At 46.0% G+C, this 23,335-nt stretch carries 19 protein-coding genes; 9 read left to right on the plus strand and 10 right to left on the minus strand.

What is annotated here, in order from left to right:
• Nucleotides 1-8: 8 nt before the first annotated feature.
• Nucleotides 9-1,310, minus strand: coding sequence for a multidrug effflux MFS transporter (locus tag L4D19_RS02170; protein ID WP_428450974.1), 1,302 nt, complete (start codon nt 1,308-1,310; stop codon nt 9-11).
• 227 nt (nt 1,311-1,537) lie between these two features.
• On the opposite strand from L4D19_RS02170, the gene L4D19_RS02175 reads away from it, so the two are divergent.
• A complete protein-coding gene (locus L4D19_RS02175) occupies nt 1,538-2,443 on the plus strand; it encodes a LysR family transcriptional regulator (RefSeq protein WP_428450975.1) in 906 nt (301 codons plus the stop codon).
• Between the two features lie 353 nt (nt 2,444-2,796).
• On the opposite strand, the gene L4D19_RS02180 is transcribed toward L4D19_RS02175, so the two are convergent.
• On the minus strand, nt 2,797-3,780 hold the full coding sequence (locus L4D19_RS02180) for an aldo/keto reductase (protein WP_428450976.1): 984 nt from the start codon (nt 3,778-3,780) through the stop codon (nt 2,797-2,799).
• Between the two features lie 204 nt (nt 3,781-3,984).
• Between L4D19_RS02180 and L4D19_RS02185 the strand changes: the two genes are divergently transcribed.
• From L4D19_RS02185 to L4D19_RS02200, 4 genes are all read left to right on the plus strand, one after another.
• Nucleotides 3,985-4,887 (plus strand): LysR family transcriptional regulator, encoded by a 903-nt coding sequence (locus tag L4D19_RS02185; RefSeq protein WP_428450977.1) that lies wholly within the window; start codon nt 3,985-3,987, stop codon nt 4,885-4,887.
• A gap of 117 nt (nt 4,888-5,004) precedes the next feature.
• Nucleotides 5,005-6,375, plus strand: a complete 1,371-nt coding sequence (locus L4D19_RS02190) for an MATE family efflux transporter (protein WP_428450978.1) — start codon at nt 5,005-5,007, stop codon at nt 6,373-6,375.
• Nucleotides 6,376-6,652: 277 nt separating this feature from the next.
• The gene (locus L4D19_RS02195) at nt 6,653-7,396 is read left to right on the plus strand and encodes a helix-turn-helix transcriptional regulator (RefSeq protein ID WP_428450979.1); all 744 of its coding nucleotides are present in this window, start codon (nt 6,653-6,655) and stop codon (nt 7,394-7,396) included.
• Between the two features lie 69 nt (nt 7,397-7,465).
• On the plus strand, nt 7,466-8,200 hold the full coding sequence (locus tag L4D19_RS02200) for a transglutaminase-like domain-containing protein (protein ID WP_428450980.1): 735 nt from the start codon (nt 7,466-7,468) through the stop codon (nt 8,198-8,200).
• A 73-nt stretch (nt 8,201-8,273) separates the two neighbouring features.
• Here the strand turns inward: L4D19_RS02200 and L4D19_RS02205 are convergent, their stop codons facing one another.
• Nucleotides 8,274-9,227 carry a LysR family transcriptional regulator gene (locus tag L4D19_RS02205; RefSeq protein ID WP_428450981.1) on the minus strand — a complete coding sequence of 318 codons (954 nt, stop codon included), beginning with the start codon at nt 9,225-9,227 and terminating at the stop codon, nt 8,274-8,276.
• A 70-nt stretch (nt 9,228-9,297) separates the two neighbouring features.
• On the opposite strand from L4D19_RS02205, the gene L4D19_RS02210 reads away from it, so the two are divergent.
• On the plus strand, nt 9,298-9,960 hold the full coding sequence (locus L4D19_RS02210; protein ID WP_428450982.1) for an NAD(P)-dependent oxidoreductase: 663 nt from the start codon (nt 9,298-9,300) through the stop codon (nt 9,958-9,960).
• A gap of 17 nt (nt 9,961-9,977) precedes the next feature.
• Here L4D19_RS02210 and L4D19_RS02215 read toward each other — a convergent pair whose 3' ends face one another.
• The 4 genes from L4D19_RS02215 to L4D19_RS02230 form a co-directional block, all read right to left on the minus strand.
• Nucleotides 9,978-12,155: a DUF6351 family protein gene (locus L4D19_RS02215; protein WP_428450983.1), complete on the minus strand. Its 2,178-nt coding sequence runs from the start codon at nt 12,153-12,155 to the stop codon at nt 9,978-9,980.
• A 108-nt stretch (nt 12,156-12,263) separates the two neighbouring features.
• Nucleotides 12,264-13,070: a helix-turn-helix domain-containing protein gene (locus tag L4D19_RS02220; RefSeq protein ID WP_428450984.1), complete on the minus strand. Its 807-nt coding sequence runs from the start codon at nt 13,068-13,070 to the stop codon at nt 12,264-12,266.
• Nucleotides 13,071-13,122: 52 nt separating this feature from the next.
• Entirely contained in the window at nt 13,123-13,437 is a 315-nt protein-coding gene (locus L4D19_RS02225) for a DUF6506 family protein (RefSeq protein WP_428450985.1), read from the minus strand.
• Nucleotides 13,438-13,548: 111 nt separating this feature from the next.
• Nucleotides 13,549-15,726 (minus strand): bifunctional diguanylate cyclase/phosphodiesterase, encoded by a 2,178-nt coding sequence (locus tag L4D19_RS02230; protein ID WP_428450986.1) that lies wholly within the window; start codon nt 15,724-15,726, stop codon nt 13,549-13,551.
• Nucleotides 15,727-16,134: 408 nt separating this feature from the next.
• Here L4D19_RS02230 and L4D19_RS02235 point away from each other — a divergent pair, with 408 nt between their 5' ends.
• Together L4D19_RS02235 and L4D19_RS02240 are read left to right on the plus strand one after the other, a co-directional pair.
• Nucleotides 16,135-18,300, plus strand: a complete 2,166-nt coding sequence (locus L4D19_RS02235) for a thioredoxin domain-containing protein (RefSeq protein ID WP_428450987.1) — start codon at nt 16,135-16,137, stop codon at nt 18,298-18,300.
• On the plus strand, nt 18,297-20,093 hold the full coding sequence (locus L4D19_RS02240; RefSeq protein ID WP_428450988.1) for a SagB/ThcOx family dehydrogenase: 1,797 nt from the start codon (nt 18,297-18,299) through the stop codon (nt 20,091-20,093). Before L4D19_RS02235 ends, L4D19_RS02240 begins: the two co-directional genes overlap by 4 nt.
• 14 nt (nt 20,094-20,107) lie before the next feature.
• Here the strand turns inward: L4D19_RS02240 and sigZ are convergent, their stop codons facing one another.
• From sigZ to L4D19_RS02255, 3 genes are all read right to left on the minus strand, one after another.
• Nucleotides 20,108-20,650: an RNA polymerase sigma factor SigZ gene (sigZ, locus tag L4D19_RS02245; protein ID WP_428450989.1), complete on the minus strand. Its 543-nt coding sequence runs from the start codon at nt 20,648-20,650 to the stop codon at nt 20,108-20,110.
• Nucleotides 20,651-20,848: 198 nt separating this feature from the next.
• Nucleotides 20,849-21,547 (minus strand): glutathione S-transferase family protein, encoded by a 699-nt coding sequence (locus tag L4D19_RS02250; protein WP_428450990.1) that lies wholly within the window; start codon nt 21,545-21,547, stop codon nt 20,849-20,851.
• Nucleotides 21,548-21,683: 136 nt separating this feature from the next.
• Nucleotides 21,684-22,331, minus strand: a complete 648-nt coding sequence (locus L4D19_RS02255) for a LysE family translocator (protein ID WP_428450991.1) — start codon at nt 22,329-22,331, stop codon at nt 21,684-21,686.
• Between the two features lie 440 nt (nt 22,332-22,771).
• Between L4D19_RS02255 and L4D19_RS02260 the strand changes: the two genes are divergently transcribed.
• Nucleotides 22,772-23,275 carry an asparaginase domain-containing protein gene (locus L4D19_RS02260; RefSeq protein WP_428450992.1) on the plus strand — a complete coding sequence of 168 codons (504 nt, stop codon included), beginning with the start codon at nt 22,772-22,774 and terminating at the stop codon, nt 23,273-23,275.
• The last annotated feature ends 60 nt before the right edge of the window (nt 23,276-23,335 follow it).

The raw sequence follows: 23,335 nt of genomic DNA on the forward strand, positions 1-23,335 counted from the left end.
CTAGGGCCTCAGCTAAGTTGAGAGCTTGGCTGGGCCTTTGACTTCAAAAACAAAACAAAGCCCAGAGTCAGTAAGCCGCATACCGCCATCGTTGCATTCATCGGCAATGCATCGACACTCGAACTCATGCTGATCACGGCGCTAGCCAGAGCACCAAGCCCGAACTGTAATACACCATTGATTCCCGATACCAACCCGGCATTTTCTCCGGCATTGGCCAATGCGCCAGCTATGGCATTCGCTGATGTTAGCCCCAGACAGCCGACGTACATCACTACACCGACAACAACAAAAGCCAGTGACAACTGTAACCAGGCAACCAGCAATAAATACACTGCGACAGCCCCCAGCATTTTTCCTCCGGCAATTAGCTTGCGGGTCGGATCTATATGGTTAAGCAAACGGGCATTAACAATGTTCATACTCACCATTGCTATGGCATTGAGCGCTACCAGCCAGCTATATTGCTGCGGACTTAATTCAAAGAACTCGATGTAAACAAATGGCGAACCAGAAATAAAAGCAAACAAGCCAGCAAACGAAGCTGCACCTGCAAGAACATAAGACAAGATGACAGGGTCACTAAATATTTGATTGTATCCTTTGACAAGAGCGCCGATCTTCAACGGTTTGGTACTGCTCTTTTCCGCTCCTGTATTTCTCCTCGCGGCAGTGCTATTTACCGCAAATGTATTTTTCATCGCGAACATAACCAATAAAGTGATCGTGGCATACACAGCTAATCCGAAAAAAATCCACTGCCAGCCCAAGTAAGCCAATACCTGGCTACCAATCATTGGCGCAACCATTGGTGCAACCACCACGACTGCCATAATGTATGAAATCACCTGACTGCTCTGCTTTACCCCGTACTTTTGCTGAATCAAAGCAAACACCACAACCGTCGCACCACCGGAAAACGCCTGAGCCATTCGCCAGAGATAAAGCTGTACCGGGGTTTCGCTTACACCGACCAGCGCACTTGTAATGGTGAATACCACCAGCCCACCCAGCAACAATTTAGTCTTATCAATACTGTCGGCCAATGCACCAAGCACCAATTGACCAAGTGCGAAGCCGAATAGATATATCGCTACGGAAGCCTCCATCGCATCGATTTTTGTCCCGAAATAGGTCGCCATGTCCGGCAACGCAGGCAGGTACATATCGATAGCAAACGGCGACAAGGAAAAAGTCATCGCCATCAGACAAACAAATAACCAGAACTCACGGCCAGCCGTGGTATCACTTTTGGTCTCTTTGGCCTGCTGAAGGTCAGCCTTCAAGGTTTTAGCTTCCATACGGCTCATGCGAATTGTTCTTCAAAGTAAATAGTCACGTTGTCTTCCTTTGTCTCTTTTTCATTAGCTGTGTCTATTCGTTATGAAGAGCATAGATTGAGAACAAAAGTTGATAAATAAGCTGATTGTGGATGCATTATTTCCATTTGACGCTTAATGACTGCTACTATCAAAACAATCAGGCTAAGCGTCACACATTGTCAGGCGGCATAACCCAGAATAAAAAAGAGGGAAAGATGACATTTAACGGAAAATTGCTGGATGGAATGGTTATCTTTACCGAAGTGATCAAAACCGGCAGCTTTACCAACGCGGCGTTAAGCAGTGGACACTCAACCTCTTATATCAGCAAGGAAATCAACAAGCTTGAAGCTCGCCTCGGAGTACGCCTGCTGCACCGAACAACACGCTCCATCAGCCTGACGCCGGAGGGGGAGCTGTATTATCAGCAATGCCAGCAGATCATCGATGATGCAGAGCAACTGGAAAATGCTGTCAGCGGACGCCAGAGCGAGCCCAAAGGAGAACTACGAGTCAGCTGCCCACTCAGTTTTGGACTGTCACATATACGACCAATCTTATCGACCTTTCTGAAACGATATCCGTTAATTGATGTTGAGCTGGATTTGAACGACCGTAAGGTCGATGTAGTGGCCGATGGGTTTGATGTCGTGCTCCGCGCATCCGGTCATCTTGAAGACTCCAGCCTGATCTGCCAGAAAGTCATGAGCTCATACGGTGTCACATTAGCCTCACCCGAGTACCTGCAGCAATACGGCACACCCGAGCACCCAGATGATCTCATCCACCACCGGACCATCTGCTACCGACTTGCGAAACAGCCCAATGTCTGGGGCTATCTCTCCGCAGATAACCAACCGTTTCAGGTTCAGGTCAACAGCCGAGTTGTTACCAGCAGCCCTGAAATGGAGCTGTCATTGTGCCTCGACGGTCAGGGGATCACCCGGCTGCCTAAATTTATTCTGACCGACGAGATCGAAACAGGGCAGCTAGTTCCCCTGTTCACTGATCTACCGCAAACGAACGTAGACATTTATCTGGTCTACCCAAGCCGGAAATACATGTCATCCAAGGTCAAATGCTTCATTGATTTTATTAAGGAAGAACTAGGCGACGCCTAATCGCTTTGCTTACTCATCATCGAAGCGAACTACATGTTACATGCAGCGCACAGGGTTAGTGAACGCTTGCAATCTTGGTTTTTTAAATCCTGTGTGGCAAATTTTCCAGGTGTTTTTCCCGACCATCTCCTCAGAAACACATTTCCTCTCACAATATTTGCCACAATAAATTACCCCAATGTTGCCTGCACTCTACTACTCCCGGCTCCCTTGGCCTATTTAAGAGCTTGAGTGGCTTATTGGTGAGGTATCTCGAAAACAAGGTTTTACAGTAGAGCAGACTATCGGACACGGCCCCAATAAGGGTAATCAGCTCTGATGACGAATATTGACCCAATAGGTGCTCTAGTGCTTTATGGTAACGCTTCACCGCGCGCAGAAATGTAGAGGGCGTACCAATGCTCGCGGCTTAATGTCACTTGCTCTGCCTGAGCGCAGGCTTTGATCCTGCTTGGAACACAAGTACCTATGACGGGCTGGATATTAGCGGGATGGCGCTGTAACCAAGCTAGTACGATGGCCTCTTTACTTGTTGCATACTCAGCGGCTAATCTTGCTACCAACTCACTGGTTTGTCTAATGGCTTTGGTAGGAGATTTAACTTTTTTCCCGCTGAAGATACCTTGTGCCAAACTACCCCAGGCTTGTAATTGGATCTTGTGTTGGCGGCAGTACTCTAGGGTTCCAGCTGTAAAGTTCACTTCTATGCCTTGCTGTTGGCCAGATAACACTCCCTCTTCCAACCAGTCGATGTGAAACAAACTCATCTCAATTTGATTCGCTATGATGGGAAGGTTCAAATGAGTTTGCAAAAAGGCGATTTGATGCTGCTGCATGTTTGAAACAGCAAAATGCCTTACTTTACCGCTGTCGTGTAGCTGGTGAAACACTTCTGCGACGGCTTCTGGTTGCATCAGGGGATCGGGTCTATGCAGAAAATAGACATCTAAATAGTCCGTATTCAGTCGCTTTAAGCTGCCTTCAATTGAGTGAGTTAACCACTGAGACGAAAAATCATACCGACCTGGCAGATCGTTACTGGCTGGACGGATCCCAACTTTAGACTGCAGGTAAATCTTATCTCTAAGCCCAGGTTGATATTTTAAGACATTGCCAAACACCTCTTCAGCCTTGCCCTTACAGTAGATATCAGCGTGGTCAAACAAGGTTATGCCTGCGTCAAGTGCACTCTCTATTGCTTGCTCAGCAAACTTTTGTTGCTCGTTGCTGATGATGTGGGTATCCCAATCGATCAAGCCCATACAACCAAATGCCAATCGACTGGTATTTGCTAGATAGTTCGCTAAAGGGAGTGTCTGGTTATTGCTTAGCGTCATGCTTTCCTCTTGAACAAATTGAAAACAGGTGCAGGAAGCGCCTTAATTTATCTTTATTCTACAAACGGTTAATGACTGGATTAAACAAGGCAACAAAAATACATAATTCACTATATCGCACAATAGCGCTGTTTTAGTGTGGTATATTTTCCTCTCTGCGAGACAACGGGTATAGCTGCGGGCTGAAAATGAATAGGAGCCGTTATGCAAAAATTACATAAAAGAGTGGAGCGCTACGTTCTTTTTAGTGAAGTGGCCAAGTTATTAAGCTTTGCCAAGGCGGCGGACAGCTTAGATATTTCTCGCAGTTATCTTTCGAGCCAGATCAAGCAGTTAGAAAAAGAGTTAGGTACCAGTTTGTTGATCCGTTCAACACGGCAAGTACGCCTTACACCAGCAGGTTTCAAAGTATTGGAGAAGATGCAGGAGATTAACGGCTCTATTATCAGTTTGGAGCGCGAGTTGAATCAAAGCAAAAGTGAGATAGGCGGGTTGCTTAGGATCACGGCCCCTGAAATGTTTAGCCAATCTCATCTGACTGAGATCTGTCATCACTTCAAACAAAAACATCAGGATATCGAGTTTGAAATTGATGTTAGCTATAACGTGCATGATCTTACTCAAAGCCGTTTTGATCTGGCTATTCGCTCAACCGATACACCGCCTGAAAATATGGTTGCCAAGAAACTGATGAGTTATCAACATATTTGCTGTGCATCACCTGAATACTTCGAAAAGTTTGGTCAGCCTGAGCAGCCCCTCGATTTAATGGAACACCACTGTTTATCCAGTTCACAGATCAGAACATGGCCCTTTTATGACGGTCAAACTCGGGTTGAAGTTGATATACAAGGCGCGTTTTCGGCAAATAACCAATTTTTATTATTGCATGCGGCAATGCAGGGACAAGGCATAATAAAGGCGCCGGATTACTTGGTTCAGCCTGCGCTGAAATCAGGTGTGTTGGTGCAGGTGCTAGAAAACTATTTTATTTGCAAAAACGATATGTTCCTTATCTATCCGCAGGTGATCCGCCGCAGCGCCAGTTTGTCCGCTTTTATTGATTTTCTTCAGCAGTGGTTTAGCGCCGATCCCGTCAAGCGTTAGCGCACGCCCCTAATTTAATTACAAATTTTCCTCTTTTTGCTGAACAAGCAAAGGAGTCAGTGTGTTCGCAATTAAGTGAACTTGAACTTCTATATATTAAATAATGCAGATAGATTTATGATTATTTATAAAAAAATATTTATTCTCGCGGTGCCCATAGCATTACATAGCATGCTGTTTTCCTGTCTGGGGTTTGTTGATACCTATATGTTAGCCAAATTGGGTGGGGACACCGTTGCTGCAGCTGGGATCGGGGCAAAAACCTTGTGGTTTGTACTCAATCTTATTATTGGCGTAGGTGGCGGCACGGCAATTTTCTGCGCCCAATATTGGGGCGCAAAAGATCTTACTGAACTTCACAAAACGATCCATATCGGTCTCTTCTATAGTGTCTTGACTGCTGCTGTTATGGTACCTGTGCTCTACTTATTTGCTCCCTCCATTGCCGGATTGATGACTAACGAGGCGGCGATTGTGGAATTGGCCAGTGGGTATTTAAAGATCACTGCCCTGACTGTCGTGGTGAGTGCATTTTCTGTAATTTGGAGTGCAGGAATGCGTGCTTTGCAAAAACCTAAAGTGGTGTTGTATCTTTTTTTGATTGAGTTGGTATTAAATATCACTTTTAACTACCTACTGATCTTTGGTTTATGGGGACTGCCTGCGCTTGGTTTAGTGGGAGCAGCTTGGGGGACATTGGCTGCTCGTTTGATTTCGACACTGTTGTTTTTCTTCTATATCTATAGAAAGCAACCTTATCTGATGCTCTCAATAACAGTATGCAAACGGGCATTTCACTGGCCTGCTCATTCGACGTTTTTAAAGATAAGCTTGCCTATTATTGCTGGGGAGTTTATTTGGAGTGGCGGTGTATTCTTATACCATGCAATCTACGGAAATATTAGCACTGCAGCTTTGGCAGCTATCTCTATTTTATCGCCTATTGAAGTTATGGCTTCCGCATTAAGTTGGGGGTGTGCGGCTGCAGTTGGCATTTTAATTGGTGAAAAAATAGGAGCTTCCCAACAAAAAGAGCTGAATAACTATGTTACTGCTGGGTTTATTTCTGCCATTTCTGTCGGGCTAATTTTAGTGGGATTACTTTGGTTTAGTCGACATTATGTGTTGGGGCTATTTAACGCGATTGAAGCGGATGTACAAGCCATGCTCTATACGTTATTCCCTTTTATCTTAGCCAGTATCTTTTTGCGCTCCATTACGATGACAGCCATGTCAGGCATTTTAAAAAGCGGTGGCGATACGCAATTTACCATGAAGCTAGATTTCTGTGCACAATGGTTGGGAGCGGTTCCCCTTTCACTGCTCTTTGCTTTTTGGTTTCGCTGGCCTGTCGAGATTGTAATTTGTGCGGTGCTAGTGGAAGAAGGTTTAAAGCTTATTCCTATCCTTTACCGAATTAAAAGTGGAGCCTGGGTGAAAAAACTGGCTAACAGCGCAAGCAGAGAAAGTAGCAACTTGGCTATGTAGATAATACTAGCAGCGGGGGATTTATATGTTTTAAGTCGCAATCCAATAAATCTTGCCCAGGGACCTTAACGATTGCACACTGATGGCAGAGAGTGCTCAACTTTGACTCGCGCACTCAGTGTCCTGGCAAGCTCGCTCTCACAATACCGGCCGTATACCCACATGGCATAATTGTGCATTACTTCAGTCATGCGCTGGTAATGTTCTGCTTCAGCCGCGAGAGAGTTTTCGCTACCATTTCACATAACGAGTCTCATCACAAAGGGATGATAAACTGATGAAGCCAAATGTTTGGATCAAGGCAGGCATAGTGATCATTTATGGTTCATCGATAGATGCCTCTCCGCATCGTCACCACGCTATTCAGTTAGCTTGGCCTAGAGAAGGCTATTGCTGCAAACTAGACAATAACGAAATCTCAACGCCGTTAATCATTGATTCTAACGTCGAACATCAATTACAAATTGACGAAGGCTGGATATTGCTGGTTGAGCCCACTAGCGAGCTAGGTGTGGCTTTATCTCTGAAATTAGCTGGTCAGCCTTCAACGATATTCGAGGCTAGTCCACCAGCAGATATACACTCAGATCAAACTGACGACTTAACGACGCTACTTTCCCCGCTATTTAAAACATTAGAACTTTCGAATCAATTCCCACTCATCAATGAAAGCCAAGTTACAGATAGTCGAATTAAGCAGCTATTACTTGAACTGCATCAGTGCCTAGGTGGCCAGTGTATCAAGCCTGACAGTTGGCGGGCATCTAATGTTGCTCAGAAGCTTGCCTTATCGGAAAGTCGTTTTCTTCATTTATTCAGCAAAGAGATGGGCATTCCTTGGCGGCCATATCTTCTGTGGTGTCGAATGATATGCGCTGTCAGAGCGATACTCAATGGAGAATCCGCTACAAATGCCGCTCACTTAGCAGGCTTTTCAGATAGCGCACATTTAAGCCGCACCTTTCGGAAAACCTTTGGAATGACCATTCGCCAAGCAAAAGCTATTTTTCAAAAAAGTTAGCCAGTTTATTCAAGTTTTAAGCTAAATCATTAGTTACTCTTTTCACATATTTGATGAATGGAGTTACCCATGAGTGAACTGTCAAAAGAGTATCAACAAGAAACACCGATGTTAGATTTCAACCACCCATCTATACAAGGCCTGGTTGAACAAAGAAAATGGAAAAATTTGTCTCAGTACGATGCTATTGGTGCAATTTATAATTATGTTAGAGATGAGATTCACTTCGGCTATAACAAAGATGACCGTTTAGCCGCAAGCCAAGTATTAAAAGATGGCTACGGGCAGTGTAATACCAAAGGAATATTATTAATGGCACTGCTTCGTGCTGTCGGTATTTCAACGCGTTTTCACGGTTTTACTATTTATAACGAGTTACAGAAAGGGGCAATTCCGAACTATCTTTTCGCGATTGCGCCAGCTCGTATTATCCATAGCTGGGTAGAAGTATATCAAGATGGACGCTGGATCAGCTTAGAGGGCTATATTTTAGATAAAGGCTACTTAAAGCAGGTTCAAACTCATTTTTCCAATCAAAGTGGAGCATTCTCAGGGTATGCCATAGCCACCAAATGCTTATCCACCCCCGAAGTCGACTGGAATGGGCAAGATACCTATATTCAAAGCGAAGGTATTGCTGATGACTTTGGCGTATTTACTCAACCAGAAGATTTCTACTCGATACATGGCAGTAACTTATCTGGTCTAAAAAAGGTGATGTTTCGTTATGTGTTGCGTCACTTAATGAATATCAATGTAAATAAAATTCGTACAAGTGGGATCGGGAATAAGTCAGCTATTTAATCATGCACTTTTATATGTTTTAACTGCTCCCTACTCGCTGCCTTATGTTTCATATACTGTATACAACTCACCACTAGATCAATGGTGTGTGGCTGAAGGCGGCTTTGATAAAAGCCTTGAACGCTTTGGCTTTGGGTGACAAAGGTCCACCGGAGTAAACCAAATAGAGGTTTCCTGTCTGACTGGACTCCCAGTCGCTCAAAACCGGTACAAGCTGGCCGTTGTCGACATAGGCTTTTTGCACCGAAGGGGGCATCAAGGCAATCCCTCCTCCTGCCAATGCCGTATCGGCCAGAAAAAGCATGTCTGGACAGGTAATGTGACCTTCAAAATAAAAGCTTTCAGTTTTCTCAGGTTGTTGTACGGGTTGCATGCTAATACTGATACCGGAACCGAACGTTCGTGGCAAGAGCAAGCGATGACGCTGAAGCTCATTAGGATGCTTCGGGACACCGTTCACTTTTAGGTATTCAGGACTTGCAGCAAAACCCAGTCCGACTCTGGCGAGGAGCAAAGCACGGTTGTTGGAATCGGGTAAAGCACCGGGCACGAGTCGAAAAGCAAAATCGATCTGATCTTCCTGCAACGATAAGATATCCGTTGTCATTATCACATCAACACTAACTTGCGGATAAGCCTGAGCAAAACGGCCCAGACAGCCACCGAGATTTAGCGTATTGGCAAATCCCTGCAAAACCGTAACACGCAAGTGCCCCTGCGGCGACACATGCTGATCCATCAATTCATCTTGGGCTGTGTCCAGAATCTCCAGTGCCTCAATTGCACGCTGGCGATAAATCAGCCCTTCAGGGGTTGGCTGTGCACGGCCAGACCCTCGCTGAATAAGCGGTGTACCCAGCTTTTCTTCCAAACGGGAGATGCGACGGCTGACAGCGCCCTTGGTCTCGGCCAAAGCTGTCGCAGCTGCGGTGATTGAGCCCTGATCGATAACAGCGCAAAAAGCACGTAAGTCTCGTAGATTCACATTGGTTTCCAATTTGACAACCCTGAGTTGAATATTTGCCATCTAGCTTCCCATTTCAGCAACCATTAATCTAGTACCATCTTTCAGCGAAACGTACAAGCAAGGTGGGATTGTGGAATATAGCAAGTTACTCATTCTAGGCGGCTCTGGGGCTATAGGGCGCAAGGTTACTGACTATGCGCTTCAGCGTGGTTATCAGGTAACCTTGGTAGTTAGAAATAAAAACAGTATTGGACCTCAAGAATCAGTCAAAATCATAGAAGGCAACGTGCTGGACAACGCCATATTAGAGCAGGCTATACAGGGACAGGATGCTGTTATTTCCTGCTTGGGCATTAAACGGAAAAATGGCAAGAACCCTTGGTCATCATTGGTATCTCCAAAGAATTTTGCCGAACAGGCAACTCAAAAAGTGCTAAACCTCATGGAAAAATATCAAGTTAAGCGTTTGATTACAGTCAGCTCTGCGGGTGTTGGTGACAGTAAGAAACATATGAGCTTCGCGATGAATAGCTTGATTCAGATTAGCAACGTTAAGCTATCATTCGCAGATCTAGATAAAATGGAACAAGCAATGCAGTCCAGTACACTTGATACGCTCGCTGTCCGCCCTGTTTCATTGACCGACTCGGAGCAGGTACAACCTACCGGGATCGTCAACAAATTTAAGATGTCCTCGACAATTTCCAGAGCTTCGGTTGCCTCGTGGATGATCGACGCAGTTGCACGGCCAGAGCGCTTCACTCATCCGACAGAAATGATCGGCAGCATTTAGTGCTTTTTGTTATCTAACTAATCTAGGCGCTTTGGCCTACCCATGTCGCCAAGCGAGTAATCACAAACCCCGCCCGGGAAGGTTTGTTTTAGCTCGCCGACCTTGGCAGATAAATCCAGATCACCATACATACCTTTCTCGATGGCCGCTTCAACAGAAATGGTATGACACTTAAAAATACTCCCCTGCCAGGGCGCACCTGCTTGTATACGGCTATTGGTATAGATGGGCATAAGCTTAGTACAGGCCCCGTCAGGATAATGGTTCCAGTTTCCGTTAAAGACGCCCTTGCCTGAAGCAATGACACTACCGTCTTCCCCAAAACAAGTATCCTTAGCCAGAGCAGGTTTGGCCATTTGTACTCGTTGCTGGTAGGTAAATTGATCTGGCAGTTGATTTAAGGCCATCAGCCATTTATCCATCACCTCGTAGACCTGTTCTATTGGATCGTGCTCCTTATCGGAAATCCATATCACATGGTTATGTGCCTGCTTTTGTGCATTAAGGATCCGCAGCCGACTGACAAACGATGCCGAGGTATGGTGCATATTCAGATCGTCTTCAAGGTAATGACGACTATCAATAATGGGTAAATCAATACGGCCAATAAATACCTGTCCGTACTCATAGGCCTTGTTAATGGCAGCTATCGAGGCCGAATGACGTTTTGCCGACACCTTATCGGCATTGGTTATATTGTGCTCGCCCCACAACGATAGCCAAACAGCAGGAAGTATTCCGCTGGCCCCCATAATCCGTTCTGCTTTCATTTCATGAAAAGGCTTCCATGAACCCACCTTGCGGTTCAAATCAATAAATTCATCAAAGGCAATCTGCCGATTCCGCAACGCCTGCAACCCATATTGCACCCCGACATTATCCCAAGTCGACAAACCGAAGCCATATTCATCATGGCCATAGATATGCACCATATCCTGCCAGTAGCTCCAGCTCACCTGCTCAGCAACCGATTCATGAAAATAGGGTTTGATAAAGCCTTGCTTCGGATTGTTAAGGTAGCTGCTCAGTCCGAAATACCCATTGATGCACTCGCTATTACCCTGCGGAAATTCTGGCTTTTGCCAACGCAGTAACTGATTTAACGGCTGCAGCCAAGCGGCCTTCTGTTTGGCACCATTGATGGCTCGCAGGCCTTCTACGTACTGCCTTTTATGCCAATCCTCCCAGCTTTCTCTATCACTGGCCTGAAAGCTGAAATAGTTATTAAGCAGATCGCAATCCAAGGCATAGGTAGCAACGCTCACCATGTCCGGGTACGAGTACAAAGGCAGTAAACCGTCCAGTATACCCTGGCTATTTTGACCGATGAGATATTGCGCGAGGCCACCACCTGAGCCCCCGATGCCAACGGTATACAAGGGATCACCAAACAAGCTGACAAACTGCCTCTTCACCCTTCTGGCCGTATCTTCCGCCAGCAACATGTTGTAGCCATAACTGGTTTTATTGCCACTAGAAGCGATGACTGCATAGCCTTTTTCTAATTGGGAGAGATGTTTATCAAGTAACTTAGACACCTTCACCCTGCCTTGTCGATAGCCTATGCCAGAGCCGCCATCAAAACGATAAATCAGCTTTTGATTCCACGCATTGGCGCTGGTTTGGCTACCGATTTCATCAACATGAATAGGCATCAGAATAGTGTAGATGTAGCGGTTGATAGTGCCCTGCTCCACCCGAATGAGAAGCTCATTTTCCTCTGGCAGTGACTGTTCTAACTCAAATGCCGTTTTGCTGAGAAACTCATGCTTGTTGTCGACCTCATTAGCGACAATGACATATGAAAGCCGCGTTTCTATCGCACAGTCTTTAGAGTAGCCAATAATCTCTGAGTCATTTTCTTTATCGTAAACGGGAACGCCTAACCCGATTTGATTATCAATAAGAGGCTGACCTAATCCAGAATCGACTGTCATGCAATAAAAGGGATATTGATTGGGACCGGAATACAGAGACTTAACAGGGCCAACGCTTCCCACATTGATGGGAAAAGGAAAAACCTCTTCAGGTCGCTGGGTATCACGGATGTGCTGCTTAACCTGCAGCAGGTAGTTGGCTTCAGGGATAGCGATCGCCTTGACTTGTCTAACAGACACACTGTCCTTACTCGCCAGATAATCAATGATGATAAAGATAAGTAAGACGCCAACCAACACAAACAGTTTCTTTGTCATAACAGCGTTTCATTCTCTGTATCCTATCTACGAGTTTAGCTGTACCACATCTTTCTGTTAACTCATCTACAGATGCAAGGAGCTGGTATAGGTATACCACCGGAATGATTAGGCATATATATCGTTGTTATAATGGTTAAGCGCAAAATTACCTTCAGAAAGGAATTGCTTAGGGGTTAAGCCAGTAAAATGTTTACAGTCCTTAATAAAATGAGGCTGGTCGTAATAGCCATGGTCTAACACAATTGCAGTGTACTGCTGATGGTACCCACTTAACAACGTCCTTAGGGTTGATTGAAAACGCGCTGTTCTTTCAAAGTATTTGGCATCGACCCCGGTATAAGCCTTGAATTTACGCTGGAATGTTCGCTCGCTGATATTCAAGCTTCGCTTTATTTCAGAAATAACATCAGGACTGTTTTGGTAATAGACTTTATCTATTGCCCACCTTAATTCAGATGTGCTGGCACATTCAGGTTTAACAAGCTGCATTAACCAGCCTTCCAATAACGCTATCGCCCCAAGAGTCGAGTCTGACTCGATGACCCTCAGCAATAATCCCTTTGGCATTAATTGGCTGATCTCTACAACTTGATCAGCAATAGTGGTCAAAGGGATACCAAACAACTGAAAGAAAGCTGCAGACCGAAAACGGATAGACAATAGTTTGGTCGCCCCCATCGCCTTCATCTTATAAGCAGACTTACGCGGACATATCACTAGCCCATCTCCAAATTTAAGCTGAGCTGATCTCGGAGATTCAATTACCAGTGGCGCGCCGAGATTAAGCATTATCTCGACCCCAGTACCCGGCAATATATCTGGTATCATCAAGGGAGTGATTTGCTCCCACACCCAATACTGCGTTATATATCCGCCAAGCGGTGAACTTGGTCTAATTAGTTGTGTTTGCATAGAACGACTTTAACACACCGCTCCTAGTGCGAATAGAAGCGGTTATTCGCAATCAAGATGAAAACAACTCATCACCGCTGACAAAATCCAGGCAAGGATGTTTATCAAAGCGAACAACACCAACGTGCAAGCGAGAACCGGCAGCCTTCACCACTTCAGCGACCCCCTGATGGCCAAACCCACCACAGAGCTCTACAGCCTTAACCCCTTCTTCAACCAAAGAATCAATCAGCTCACAAGCTTCTTTATAACCGGATACTGCAATATTCTTTACATGTACTTCCTTGGTACGAACCCACGAATAGTCGACTGACGGGTTTGCTTCCGGTGCGACAAAAATGAACGCGGCTTTGAATACATTTGACATGTGTTGGCTTCCTCTTATTGTTGATGGCAGCCATCGTACAGACAGTTAAAAACCGGGTATTGTAGAAATACGCCAACAGTTACTTACACATCCATTTAGTTATCACTACGGTTACTCGCTCGTTAATACACTCTTATAACGAAGGTAGTACGTCATTTCCTCCCTACTCACAGGCCGTGCTTTCAGAAAGCCCTGAATATAGTTACAGCCGTAATTATCCAGTACCTCCAGTTGGCTTTGTGTCTCGACACCTTCGGCAACAACACCCAATGAGATAGCATGAGACATATGAATGATGGCTCGACACAACTGTACTGACTTATGCCCCTGCTGATCGATATTGCGGATAAAACTATGATCCATTTTCACGATATCAACCGGATACTCGCTTAGCATCGACAAAGATGAATAGCCTGTTCCAAAATCATCAAGGTAGATAACCGCCCCCAGTGCTTTTATCTCCTCAAGGGCATTTAAGGTACATGAAGAGTCGCTAAGCAGCATCGATTCGGTAATCTCGATACCCAGCAAATCTGTAGGAAAATGGCATTGGCTCAGCGTGTCTCGCAATGTATTGATAATATGATCCGATTCAAACTGCTTTGCCGACACATTGATATTAATTCGAGGCATTTCAGCCAAGGCCTGACTTTGCCAAAGCCTTTCTAAAATCTGACAAGCCTGCCTCACCACCCAGTCTCCCAAGCTCACTATTAACCCAGTTTCTTCTGCGATCGGGATAAAATCCGCTGGAGAAATTGGCCCATATTCAGGGTGATTCCAGCACAGCAGGGCTTCAAATCCCGATACCTGATCTGTTTTCAGGCAGTAGATTGGCTGAAAGACCAATGAGAGCTGTTCCTGTTTTACGGCTTTCGTCAGTTCCTGCTCCAACACAAAGCGCTGCTTGGCCTGGGTAAACATATTCTCATCAAAAAACACGACTTTCTCGAGCCCGGAGTTCTTAGCCTTATACATCGCGGTATCCGCTTCACGAAGAATATTCGTCACTGAGCGCACATGCGACGTCACGATAGACACCCCAATGCTTGCCCCAAGATGACAGGCTTGCCGGTTGAAATAAAAAGGTTTAGAAAGTACCTGAGAGAAATGCTCGCATATTTCCTGAAGCGCAGCCTTATCGACAAGATTAGACAAACACACCACAAACTCGTCACCACCAAATCGGAAGCAGACATCGCCTTTGCGAACGCTTGTCTTGAGGCGGCAGGCCACCTGCTGCAGCACCTGATCCCCAATCAAATGACCCATCGAGTCATTGACGACTTTGAACCTGTCTAAGTCGATAAATAATATTGAAAAGCCATCACTGCTGTGCTGCTTGATCTCTGCTAGCTGACGCTCTATTTCTTCGGTGAGCGCGGGTCTGTTAAACAGCCCGGTCAGTTCGTCACGAGAAGCCTGAAACTCGAGGCTGCGAGTTTTCTCCTTAACAAGCTGATCTGATATTTTCAACCGGTTAGCATAAAAACCGACTCCGCAGGAAACAGAGGCCGTCAGCAACAAAATCAGAACGATAGATGCCGAGGCATAAATCAACATGGTTTGCTGGTCTTCCAATACAGAAATCGAAATCAGCCAGTCTTGCTCGAGAACCGGAACAGTGATTTTTTTGGTATAGGACACTTCTCGCTCAAACCGCGAGCGCTTATTCAACGTCACATTTATATGCGATTCAAAAACAGGCGAGTGAGCCCTGTCATCCAAATTCACCACTTCAATGTTTCGGCTTTCAGCGTTGACTTCATCGTGCCAGGTTACACTCAAAAACTCATGAAAAAGCACACTGGCAACAACAAAACCTTTCAGGCTCCCTGTCTCAGACATTAATGGGATAAATAGCTTCACACCATCATTGCCGTTCTCGTTAAAATGACTGGTCGTTATCTGCTGCAGCTCAACAGAGCGTTGCATCGCAACAGCATCATTGCAGTTTGTATCCAGCCGATGTCCCAAATAGTCACTGGCTTCAAATTGGGGCGAGACATAATATACGGGCAACGTAGCCTGTTCGAGCCATGCTGCACAAGGCGTCGAGCTATACTGACCGGGCATAAGCTGGTAACCCAAAAGCCCCATTGCTCTGGCCTTTTGTTCAAACAGCTCCACTTCGGCAAGGTCTATAAGCGGAACCCAAAACACAGAATGGATCCCCGAGCCTATCCCGGTTCGATTGCCAAGAAAGTGCTGAAACTGCTCCTGAGTCGGATTATTGCCGTTTTGCAAAAAGTGATGAGTCGAGTACAGCAGCTGAGATAGGGATCGCATTGACTGCTCTAGCGAATTAACCTTGGTATGAAATTGAATTTCAACCTGATCGTGTAATCTTCTCGACTCGTAAAACTCAACTGTGAAGGAACTAACTAACGCAGCAACAATACCAATCATCCAAATATAAATAGATGATTTATGAACAAACGAAAACTTCAATGTATCCTAACTCAGACAGTGATATGCAGAATTACTGATAATATAGATAAATATACCCTACGCAAATGATAAGTGTTATCAATATTCTATACTGTTATCTAAGTGGAACTTTTTTATAAAGTGCCAACAGGTTAGTAATCGACAGGCTATCGCATCGAGCCTAAATTTATCTTCTGAGCCCTTGGCAGCATTAATAACTGAAAGTTGCCGCAACAATTGCTGTCCAGATACAAACAGGCACACTTTATGGCCGATCATCATCTCCGCATTCCCACTGAAGAAGAACTCCAAAAGCTGCCTGCAAACGGGGGCGGCTATTGGAATCGACTCGTCTTCCAACAAAGCCCCTATTTACTGCAACATGCAGCCAATCCGGTTGACTGGTATCCATGGGGCGACGAAGCCTTTGACAAAGCCAAATCTCAAAATAAACCGATTTTCCTCTCAATCGGCTATGCCACCTGCCATTGGTGCCATGTCATGGCGCGTGAGTCATTTGAAGATGAAGAGGTGGCGGCAGTGCTTAATCGCGATTTTGTTGCTATCAAGGTCGACAGAGAAGAGCGCCCGGATATCGACCAGATCCATATGGCCGCCTGCCAGTCAATAAGCGGTAGAGGAGGCTGGCCGCTGAACTGTTTGCTGACACCAGAGGGACACGTCTTCTATGCAACCACTTATCTTGCCAAGCATGGTCGTTATGCCCAACTCGGCATGATGGAACTATTACCCAATGTTATCCATGCCTGGCGCAACCAAAACGAAGTGCTGCTCAATGGTGCCACCCAGCTAAACAATCAACTGCAAGCCTTGAGCGGGCAAACCACACCAACAGGTAATCTAGCAGACGACATCGCTCATCAGGCTTTTGAGCAATTGAAAGATAGCTTTGATGACGTCTACGGTGGCTTTGGCAAGGCTCCCAAGTTCCCGACTCCGCACCAGTACCTATTTTTGTTGCGCTATTGGCACCATTATAACAATTCGCAGGCGCTGGAGATGGTTCGACAGTCACTGCAGGCTATGCGCCTAGGCGGCCTGTACGATCATGTTGGTTTCGGCTTCCACCGATACAGTACCGACAATCACTGGCTATTGCCTCACTTCGAGAAAATGCTTTATGACCAGGCGATGCTCCTGATGATCTACAGCGAAGCCTACGCAGCTACCGGCGACGGCTTGTTCAAACAAACTGCCAGAGAAGTTATCAAATACCTAGGGTCACGAATGCAACACCCTGACGGTGGCTTCTACAGTGCTGAAGATGCCGATAGCGAAGGCGTAGAGGGTAAATTCTATGTCTGGCACTATGAAGACTTAAAGAAGGCCTTAAGCCGCCATGAGCTAGACTGGCTTTCCCGGCATTTCAACATCGCCGTCGAGGGCAACTATACCGATGAAGCAAGCGGGCTGTTAACCGGAGCCAATATTCTCCACCTCAGCCAGATGCCACACCGACTGGCAGGCAAAGCCAAGGGATCGCTTAACCATTGGAGATGCCAGTGGCAGGTGATCCGACACAAATTATTTCACCACCGCGAGAAACGGGTTCATCCACTTCTCGACGATAAAGTCTTAACCGACTGGAATGGCTTAACGATTGCCGCACTCGCACGGAGCTTATTGCTACTGGACGAGAAGGAGTGCCTGCCAATAGCAGAGAAGGCCTTCGACTTTGTTCAGCAACACCTAACCGATAAAAACGGACACCTCATCAAACGATTTCGTAATGGCAAAGCAGGATTGCCGGCCCATCTCGACGACTACGCCAATATGATCTGGGCGGCTCTGGAGCTATATCAGGCCAGCCTGGAAATTAAGTATCTTCAACAGGCGCTGCGCTGGACTGAAATAGCCTTGGACAAGTTCTGGGATAACCAGAACGGCGGCTTCTTCTTCACCGGAGCCAATACTGAGCTCGCTGTACGAACCAAAGACGTCTATGACGGAGCTGTCCCCTCAGGCAATGCCGTCATGGCTCGTAATATTGCACACCTCTATCAGCTAACAGGGCAAAGCCGTTGGCAGGCACACCTAGAAAGTCTAGCAACTGCATTCTCAGCTCAAATCAACCGTTATCCTTCTGGCTACACGCTATTTCTGGCCGCACTGGATTTAGGATATAGCCCTGGACAGCATCTCGTACTATCAGGTTCCGATGTCTCTACCGATAGTATCAAACCTCTAAGAGGGCACTATTTGCCTAATACCGTATGGTTGGCAATACATGACCAAAACAGAGCCGCCTTAAACAAACTGGCTCCCTTTACAAGAGGATTTAGCAACAAAGAGCTCACCCTTTACCTCTGCCAGCAATTTGCCTGTGAGCTTCCTGTTTCTGGGGACGACAGCGTTCAGAGCAGACTGAAAAAGCTGGCTGCAGGCAATCGTGTTTCCGAATCTGCAAAATGAAACCTAAAACTACATCAGCGCGGCAAAGTCCTGCTGTGCAATCATCCAGCGGCCAGAAACCGAAATCATCCGATCCTCTCGCCACGGTACTTGCCTACCACGAGCGTACCAAACATCATTTTCACCGTTACGCCGAAGGACCTGACGGCTTAGACTGGGCCAGCCAGCCCCACCCATTCCGGCGTTTCCCTGGCGCGCCTGAAACACAGCTTCTGTTGCCCGACAGCGATACGACCCCTGATTACGACGCTTTCTTCAACGGACAAGCAGCTAACAGCCAGCCTCTCAGCCTGCAAACCCTTTCCCGTTTTTTCTACTATTCACTGGCGCTTTCGGCCTGGAAAAGCTGTTTCGGCAACCGCTGGTCACTGCGAGTCAACCCGTCGAGCGGTAACTTACACCCTACAGAATGCTACCTGCTCACCGATGCCGTCCCAGAGGTTTCTCCACTCCCCGGGATCTACCATTACTATCCTCTGCGCCACCAGTTGGAGTGCCGACTAGAGCTTCAAGAATCAGACTGGAAACACCTCACAAATGGCTTTACTAACGGCTCATCTGCTACCGAAGCCTTGCCGGAAGGCAGTTTTCTCATTGCCCTGTGCTCCATTCACTGGCGGGAGTCATGGAAATACGGCGAGCGAGCCTTTCGCTACTGCCAACACGACTGCGGCCATGCATTGGCCGCAACGACCATTGCCGCAGGTTTAATGGGCTGGCAGCTCACGGTTATTGAGGGAATTTCGGATGCCGATCTCGCCAACTTGCTGGGTATTGATCGAAACGACGATTTTCCCAGCCAGCAAGAACGAGAAGTCCCCGATCTGCTTGCTGTTGTTTCACCTATCGGAACATCCATTAACATCGACTGGCGACCTACCTCTGAAGCACTCAATACGTTAGCGGCAAGAAAATGGCTAGGCAAGGCCAACCTGCTTAGTAGCAGTCACAAACTTTGGCCGTGGATAGATAAAGCGGCCGCAGCCTGCGAAAAACCGACAACGGAGAACCATCAAAGTGAGCACATGCAATCTTTCAATCCAATAGAAATAAAGACCATCAGCGACTCCGACTCACTTTCATCGCACTCAGGTTCAAGCACAACACACAGTACAGGAGCAATCATCCGGCAGCGTCGTAGCGCACTGGATATGGATGGCGAGACCCGTATTGATAAAACGACATTCTACCGGATCCTCGGTCGTACCTTACCCGAACAAAACTCCAGGCTGTTTTCGGCGACAAGCTGGCCCGCACTGGTTCATCTCGGCCTGTTTGTTCACCGTGTCGACGGACTACAACCCGGCTTGTATCTGCTGCTAAGGGATCCGGCCAAAACCGAACAACTGAAAACACTGATGAGCGAAACCTTCATCTGGCAAAGGCCGCCTGACTGTCCTGAATGGCTACCACTTTACTGCCTATACCCGGCCGATACCCAAGAGGCGGCCAAGCTCTTAAGTTGTCATCAGGAGATCGCCAGCGGCGGGGTATTCAGTTGTGCCATGCTGACAGAGTTTGAACAACCTCTGAGACAACTTGGGACATGGTGGTATCGAAGGTTATTCTGGGAAACAGGAATCATTGGCCAGATGCTGTATCTGGAAGCCGAGGCCAAAGGCATTCGCGCCACTGGCATCGGCTGTTATTTCGATGATCCCGTCCATGAGGTCTTTGGGATAAAAGACAGGAGCTATCAGAGCCTCTATCACTTTACTATGGGTGGTCCGGTTGAAGACACACGCCTGGAAACGCTATCCGCCTATCACTTCATGACGGAGAATAAAGAATAGGCATACTATACCCGTCAGCAGTTTTCACACCGTTTATTTTTTGCCTGAAAATCCATGATATTGCCGTGCTGATCAATCGACAACTCACAGCATTCTCTAAACAACATGTTCATTTTGTCACGACTTTTTTGTACCCGCGACTTGAGTGTCGAGTACTTCATGCCGTTTTTCTCGGCATACTCTTTCTGCGACTGACCATGGATATCAATGGATGTCAGCATTTCTGCCTCATCCTCCGGCAGGGCCTGGATAAATGGCAGCACACATTGGGACAGTTGTTGATGAACCGTCACATCCCCTTCGGTGTACCACAGTTCATCTTGGGTAAGTTCTTTCCCCTTTGCCCTTTTACGGTAAAAATCGATGATCGAGTTATTGGCCACCTGAAACAGCCAGGACTTAATCTTCTTTGCCTCTTTCACTTCACCGAGGTTGTGATGGGTCTTGATCAGGATCTCCTGAAGCAGGTCATCAACATCATCAGGGTTGGAAACATTGGAGTGCAAAAATGCCTTCAAACTTGCTCGGTACTCGTTCCAAATCGCATCCAGGTTCATTTTTCTCTCTCTTACTGTATCTGGGGTGAGGGCTGAAAACTAAGGTCTAGACACTTATCAATATTAAGCAAACATCTGATCGTTGATCAAAGCCACAATCAGTAAAACTCAAAAACCGCGAAAAGGCTATGAACGGATAGTCCATAGCCTTGTTCTGTTCATGTAAGCGTTTGTGCGTAATCGTACTATCGCCGCAGATTACCCGCAGCAGCTGCTTGAAGCGCAGGCGCTGCTTTGCTGAACATCGTTGCCGGTCCCCAGGTAAGTATTGGACAGGTAGAAATCAGTAAATAGTTCTTCAAAATCTGCCGATACCGTTTTGTCCGCTAGGCCTGTTTCCAATAGGGCCGACTGCCAAGTCTGAGTTTTTGGTAAACCGCACAAGAAGTCAAAGTCAGTATGCTTCTTGATAATGGCCGCGCGGTGCAACAATGGCAGCCAGGCTAGGTCAACATTACTCAGCGCATCTGATTTAAAGAATTTTGTCTCACCTGACAGGTGCGCTTCAACTTTGGCAAACGCCTTGGTGAACCGCTCGACGCGCTCTTCGAATGTCGCCTTATCTTTGCTACTCATCGTTCCGCACTGAACAAGGTAGTTTTTCGAGCCTAAGTAGCTCCAGGCACGATCAAGCGCTCGTTGCTCATTGGTCACACCCTCTTCGATAGGGCCGAACTCATCTTCGATGTACTCAATGATGGCATCTGATTCAAAAAGCGCTGTGCCCGACTCAGTGACCATAACTGGCACCTGGCCGTTCGGGGCTAAATCCAGGAACCACTGAGGCTTGTCTTTCAGGCTAATGTATTCGATCTCGTATGGAATGTGTTTGGCTTCCAATGCTGCAGTAACACGCTGGACAAACGGACAGATTTTGAAACTAATTACTTTGATCATCTTGAATTCTAACTCTCATCTTGTGTTAAGTACCTATAAGACGAGCGGCCGATAAAAAAGACGAAAAAAAAGTAACCTTTCTCAAGAAAGATCATAAGCAATTGTTTTTTAAACAATAAACACCTGACAGAACCCATTAAAATAATGGCTGTATTACCGTTACAATAGAAGAAAGGCCTATCACACCGAGAATAGAAGAAAACACAACACACAAGATAACGGAGATCTGCGACGTTGTGATTACCTTTTCTAACACGCTGCCTATCAGCGCATTTGCCAGAAAAGTAACAAAAGCGACAGCAAAAATAATCACAGTCAGAACAGAGACAACATATACTGAGGCTTTCCCGCTAACATTGCCCATTATCAACTGAGGAAACAAGGCGAGAAAGAACATAATCGCTTTAGGGTTAGCTAAGGTAAGATAAAACGCATTTAAAAAAGCTTTCTTTTTATTACCATGATTTTCTTGAACACACTTGTTACTTTGTGATTGAAACGGGTTCTTCAGAAAAATCATAATTGCCAAGTAGAGCATATAACAGCCACCCAGTACTGTTACAACTTTCAATACTGACTGAGCATGAGAAAATGCGTACACTACCAATAAATAAGCAAGTATTACTTGAATGGCAGAAGCTACAGAGTTTCCCATCCCACCGGAGACAAATACAGTTCTACTTTTTGACATCCCCATAGAAATAGCCAAGAGTGAAATAGGACCTGGAACCATCGCTGCCATCGTCGCTGCTGTAGCGAACATTAAAAAATCAATTGCATTCATATAGTTCTCTAGTTTTTTATTCATAAACTGTTTGAAAAGAAGTTCATTATCCTTAGATATATACGGGAAAAATTCAATGACTAATTATTATCAATCTACGTTATTATCATAATTGCGAAACATTTCTCATTATAAAGTGAGAACTTTCAATATACTTTTGTAAACAATATCACTCACCTTCTCCAATGAGTATTCTCTTTCTACCAAGCACAATTCTCATCGCTCAAACGGCATGAAATGCGCCTGTTTCCTTTGGTATCACCATATCCGCACAGATATCTATATCCATTCTACAAATATGGTTGAAAAAGAGATGAATACCTTGATTTAATCAACTTTCTGGTTCAATTTGACAAAAATGGCAACCTCATTAAATTTACTTTACCTAATATAACTAAGTATAGCTTTAGCTCTATTAACAACTCTAGTTGGAGGTCAGCATGAGCTTTACCCGTAATGAGCACAAGATACAGCTTGTCGTTACCGGAGGCACGATTGATTCATTTTACGATACCGACAAATGCACCACGGTATGCCATGGTGAAACAGCCATTCCTGACTTCTTGGCTAAGTTTGCAGGAATCACCGAAGAAGAGTGTGAACTGTTCGAGGTTTGCATGAAAGATAGCCGGGAGATCACCGACGAAGACATACAAACCGTAAGTAATGCCATTATTAGTAGTAACTGCACTCGCCATATTGTCACCCATGGCACCTTTACGCTGTTCGACAGTACTCGAAAACTCATGGCAATGCTGCCGGAAGAACATGGGCAAACTATCGTTTTCACAGGTGCTATGTGGCCTTTGGTCGGCTTCTCCCCCAACGATGCCGGGTTTAACCTAGGCTCGGCATTTGTTGCTGTTCGCTTGGCAGCACCGGGGATCTACATTGCCTTTAACGGGAAATTATACCTGCCAACGGATATGGAAGGCCTGCACTAAGTATTCACCTGCATACATCAAAGCCCATTGGCGACATCGCAATGGGCTCTATTCCAATCT

It is taken from the genome of Photobacterium kasasachensis (genome assembly GCF_050336885.1).
In the GTDB taxonomy this organism is placed as follows: Bacteria; Pseudomonadota; Gammaproteobacteria; order Enterobacterales; family Vibrionaceae; genus Photobacterium; species Photobacterium kasasachensis.

Excerpts from the sequence above, each read along its gene's own strand:
- L4D19_RS02235 (WP_428450987.1), top strand. The coding sequence starts at position 16,135 with ATGGCCGATCATCATCTCCGCATTCCCACTGAAGAAGAACTCCAAAAG.
- L4D19_RS02250 (WP_428450990.1), bottom strand. The coding sequence starts at position 21,547 with ATGATCAAAGTAATTAGTTTCAAAATCTGTCCGTTTGTCCAGCGTGTT.
- L4D19_RS02175 (WP_428450975.1), top strand. The coding sequence starts at position 1,538 with ATGACATTTAACGGAAAATTGCTGGATGGAATGGTTATCTTTACCGAA.
- L4D19_RS02215 (WP_428450983.1), bottom strand. The coding sequence starts at position 12,155 with ATGACAAAGAAACTGTTTGTGTTGGTTGGCGTCTTACTTATCTTTATC.
- L4D19_RS02225 (WP_428450985.1), bottom strand. The coding sequence starts at position 13,437 with ATGTCAAATGTATTCAAAGCCGCGTTCATTTTTGTCGCACCGGAAGCA.
- L4D19_RS02220 (WP_428450984.1), bottom strand. The coding sequence starts at position 13,070 with ATGCAAACACAACTAATTAGACCAAGTTCACCGCTTGGCGGATATATA.
- L4D19_RS02185 (WP_428450977.1), top strand. The coding sequence starts at position 3,985 with ATGCAAAAATTACATAAAAGAGTGGAGCGCTACGTTCTTTTTAGTGAA.
- L4D19_RS02180 (WP_428450976.1), bottom strand. The coding sequence starts at position 3,780 with ATGACGCTAAGCAATAACCAGACACTCCCTTTAGCGAACTATCTAGCA.
- L4D19_RS02255 (WP_428450991.1), bottom strand. The coding sequence starts at position 22,331 with ATGAATGCAATTGATTTTTTAATGTTCGCTACAGCAGCGACGATGGCA.
- L4D19_RS02170 (WP_428450974.1), bottom strand. The coding sequence starts at position 1,310 with ATGAGCCGTATGGAAGCTAAAACCTTGAAGGCTGACCTTCAGCAGGCC.
- L4D19_RS02200 (WP_428450980.1), top strand. The coding sequence starts at position 7,466 with ATGAGTGAACTGTCAAAAGAGTATCAACAAGAAACACCGATGTTAGAT.
- L4D19_RS02240 (WP_428450988.1), top strand. The coding sequence starts at position 18,297 with ATGAAACCTAAAACTACATCAGCGCGGCAAAGTCCTGCTGTGCAATCA.
- L4D19_RS02190 (WP_428450978.1), top strand. The coding sequence starts at position 5,005 with ATGATTATTTATAAAAAAATATTTATTCTCGCGGTGCCCATAGCATTA.
- L4D19_RS02260 (WP_428450992.1), top strand. The coding sequence starts at position 22,772 with ATGAGCTTTACCCGTAATGAGCACAAGATACAGCTTGTCGTTACCGGA.
- sigZ (WP_428450989.1), bottom strand. The coding sequence starts at position 20,650 with ATGAACCTGGATGCGATTTGGAACGAGTACCGAGCAAGTTTGAAGGCA.
- L4D19_RS02230 (WP_428450986.1), bottom strand. The coding sequence starts at position 15,726 with ATGCGATCCCTATCTCAGCTGCTGTACTCGACTCATCACTTTTTGCAA.
- L4D19_RS02205 (WP_428450981.1), bottom strand. The coding sequence starts at position 9,227 with ATGGCAAATATTCAACTCAGGGTTGTCAAATTGGAAACCAATGTGAAT.
- L4D19_RS02195 (WP_428450979.1), top strand. The coding sequence starts at position 6,653 with ATGAAGCCAAATGTTTGGATCAAGGCAGGCATAGTGATCATTTATGGT.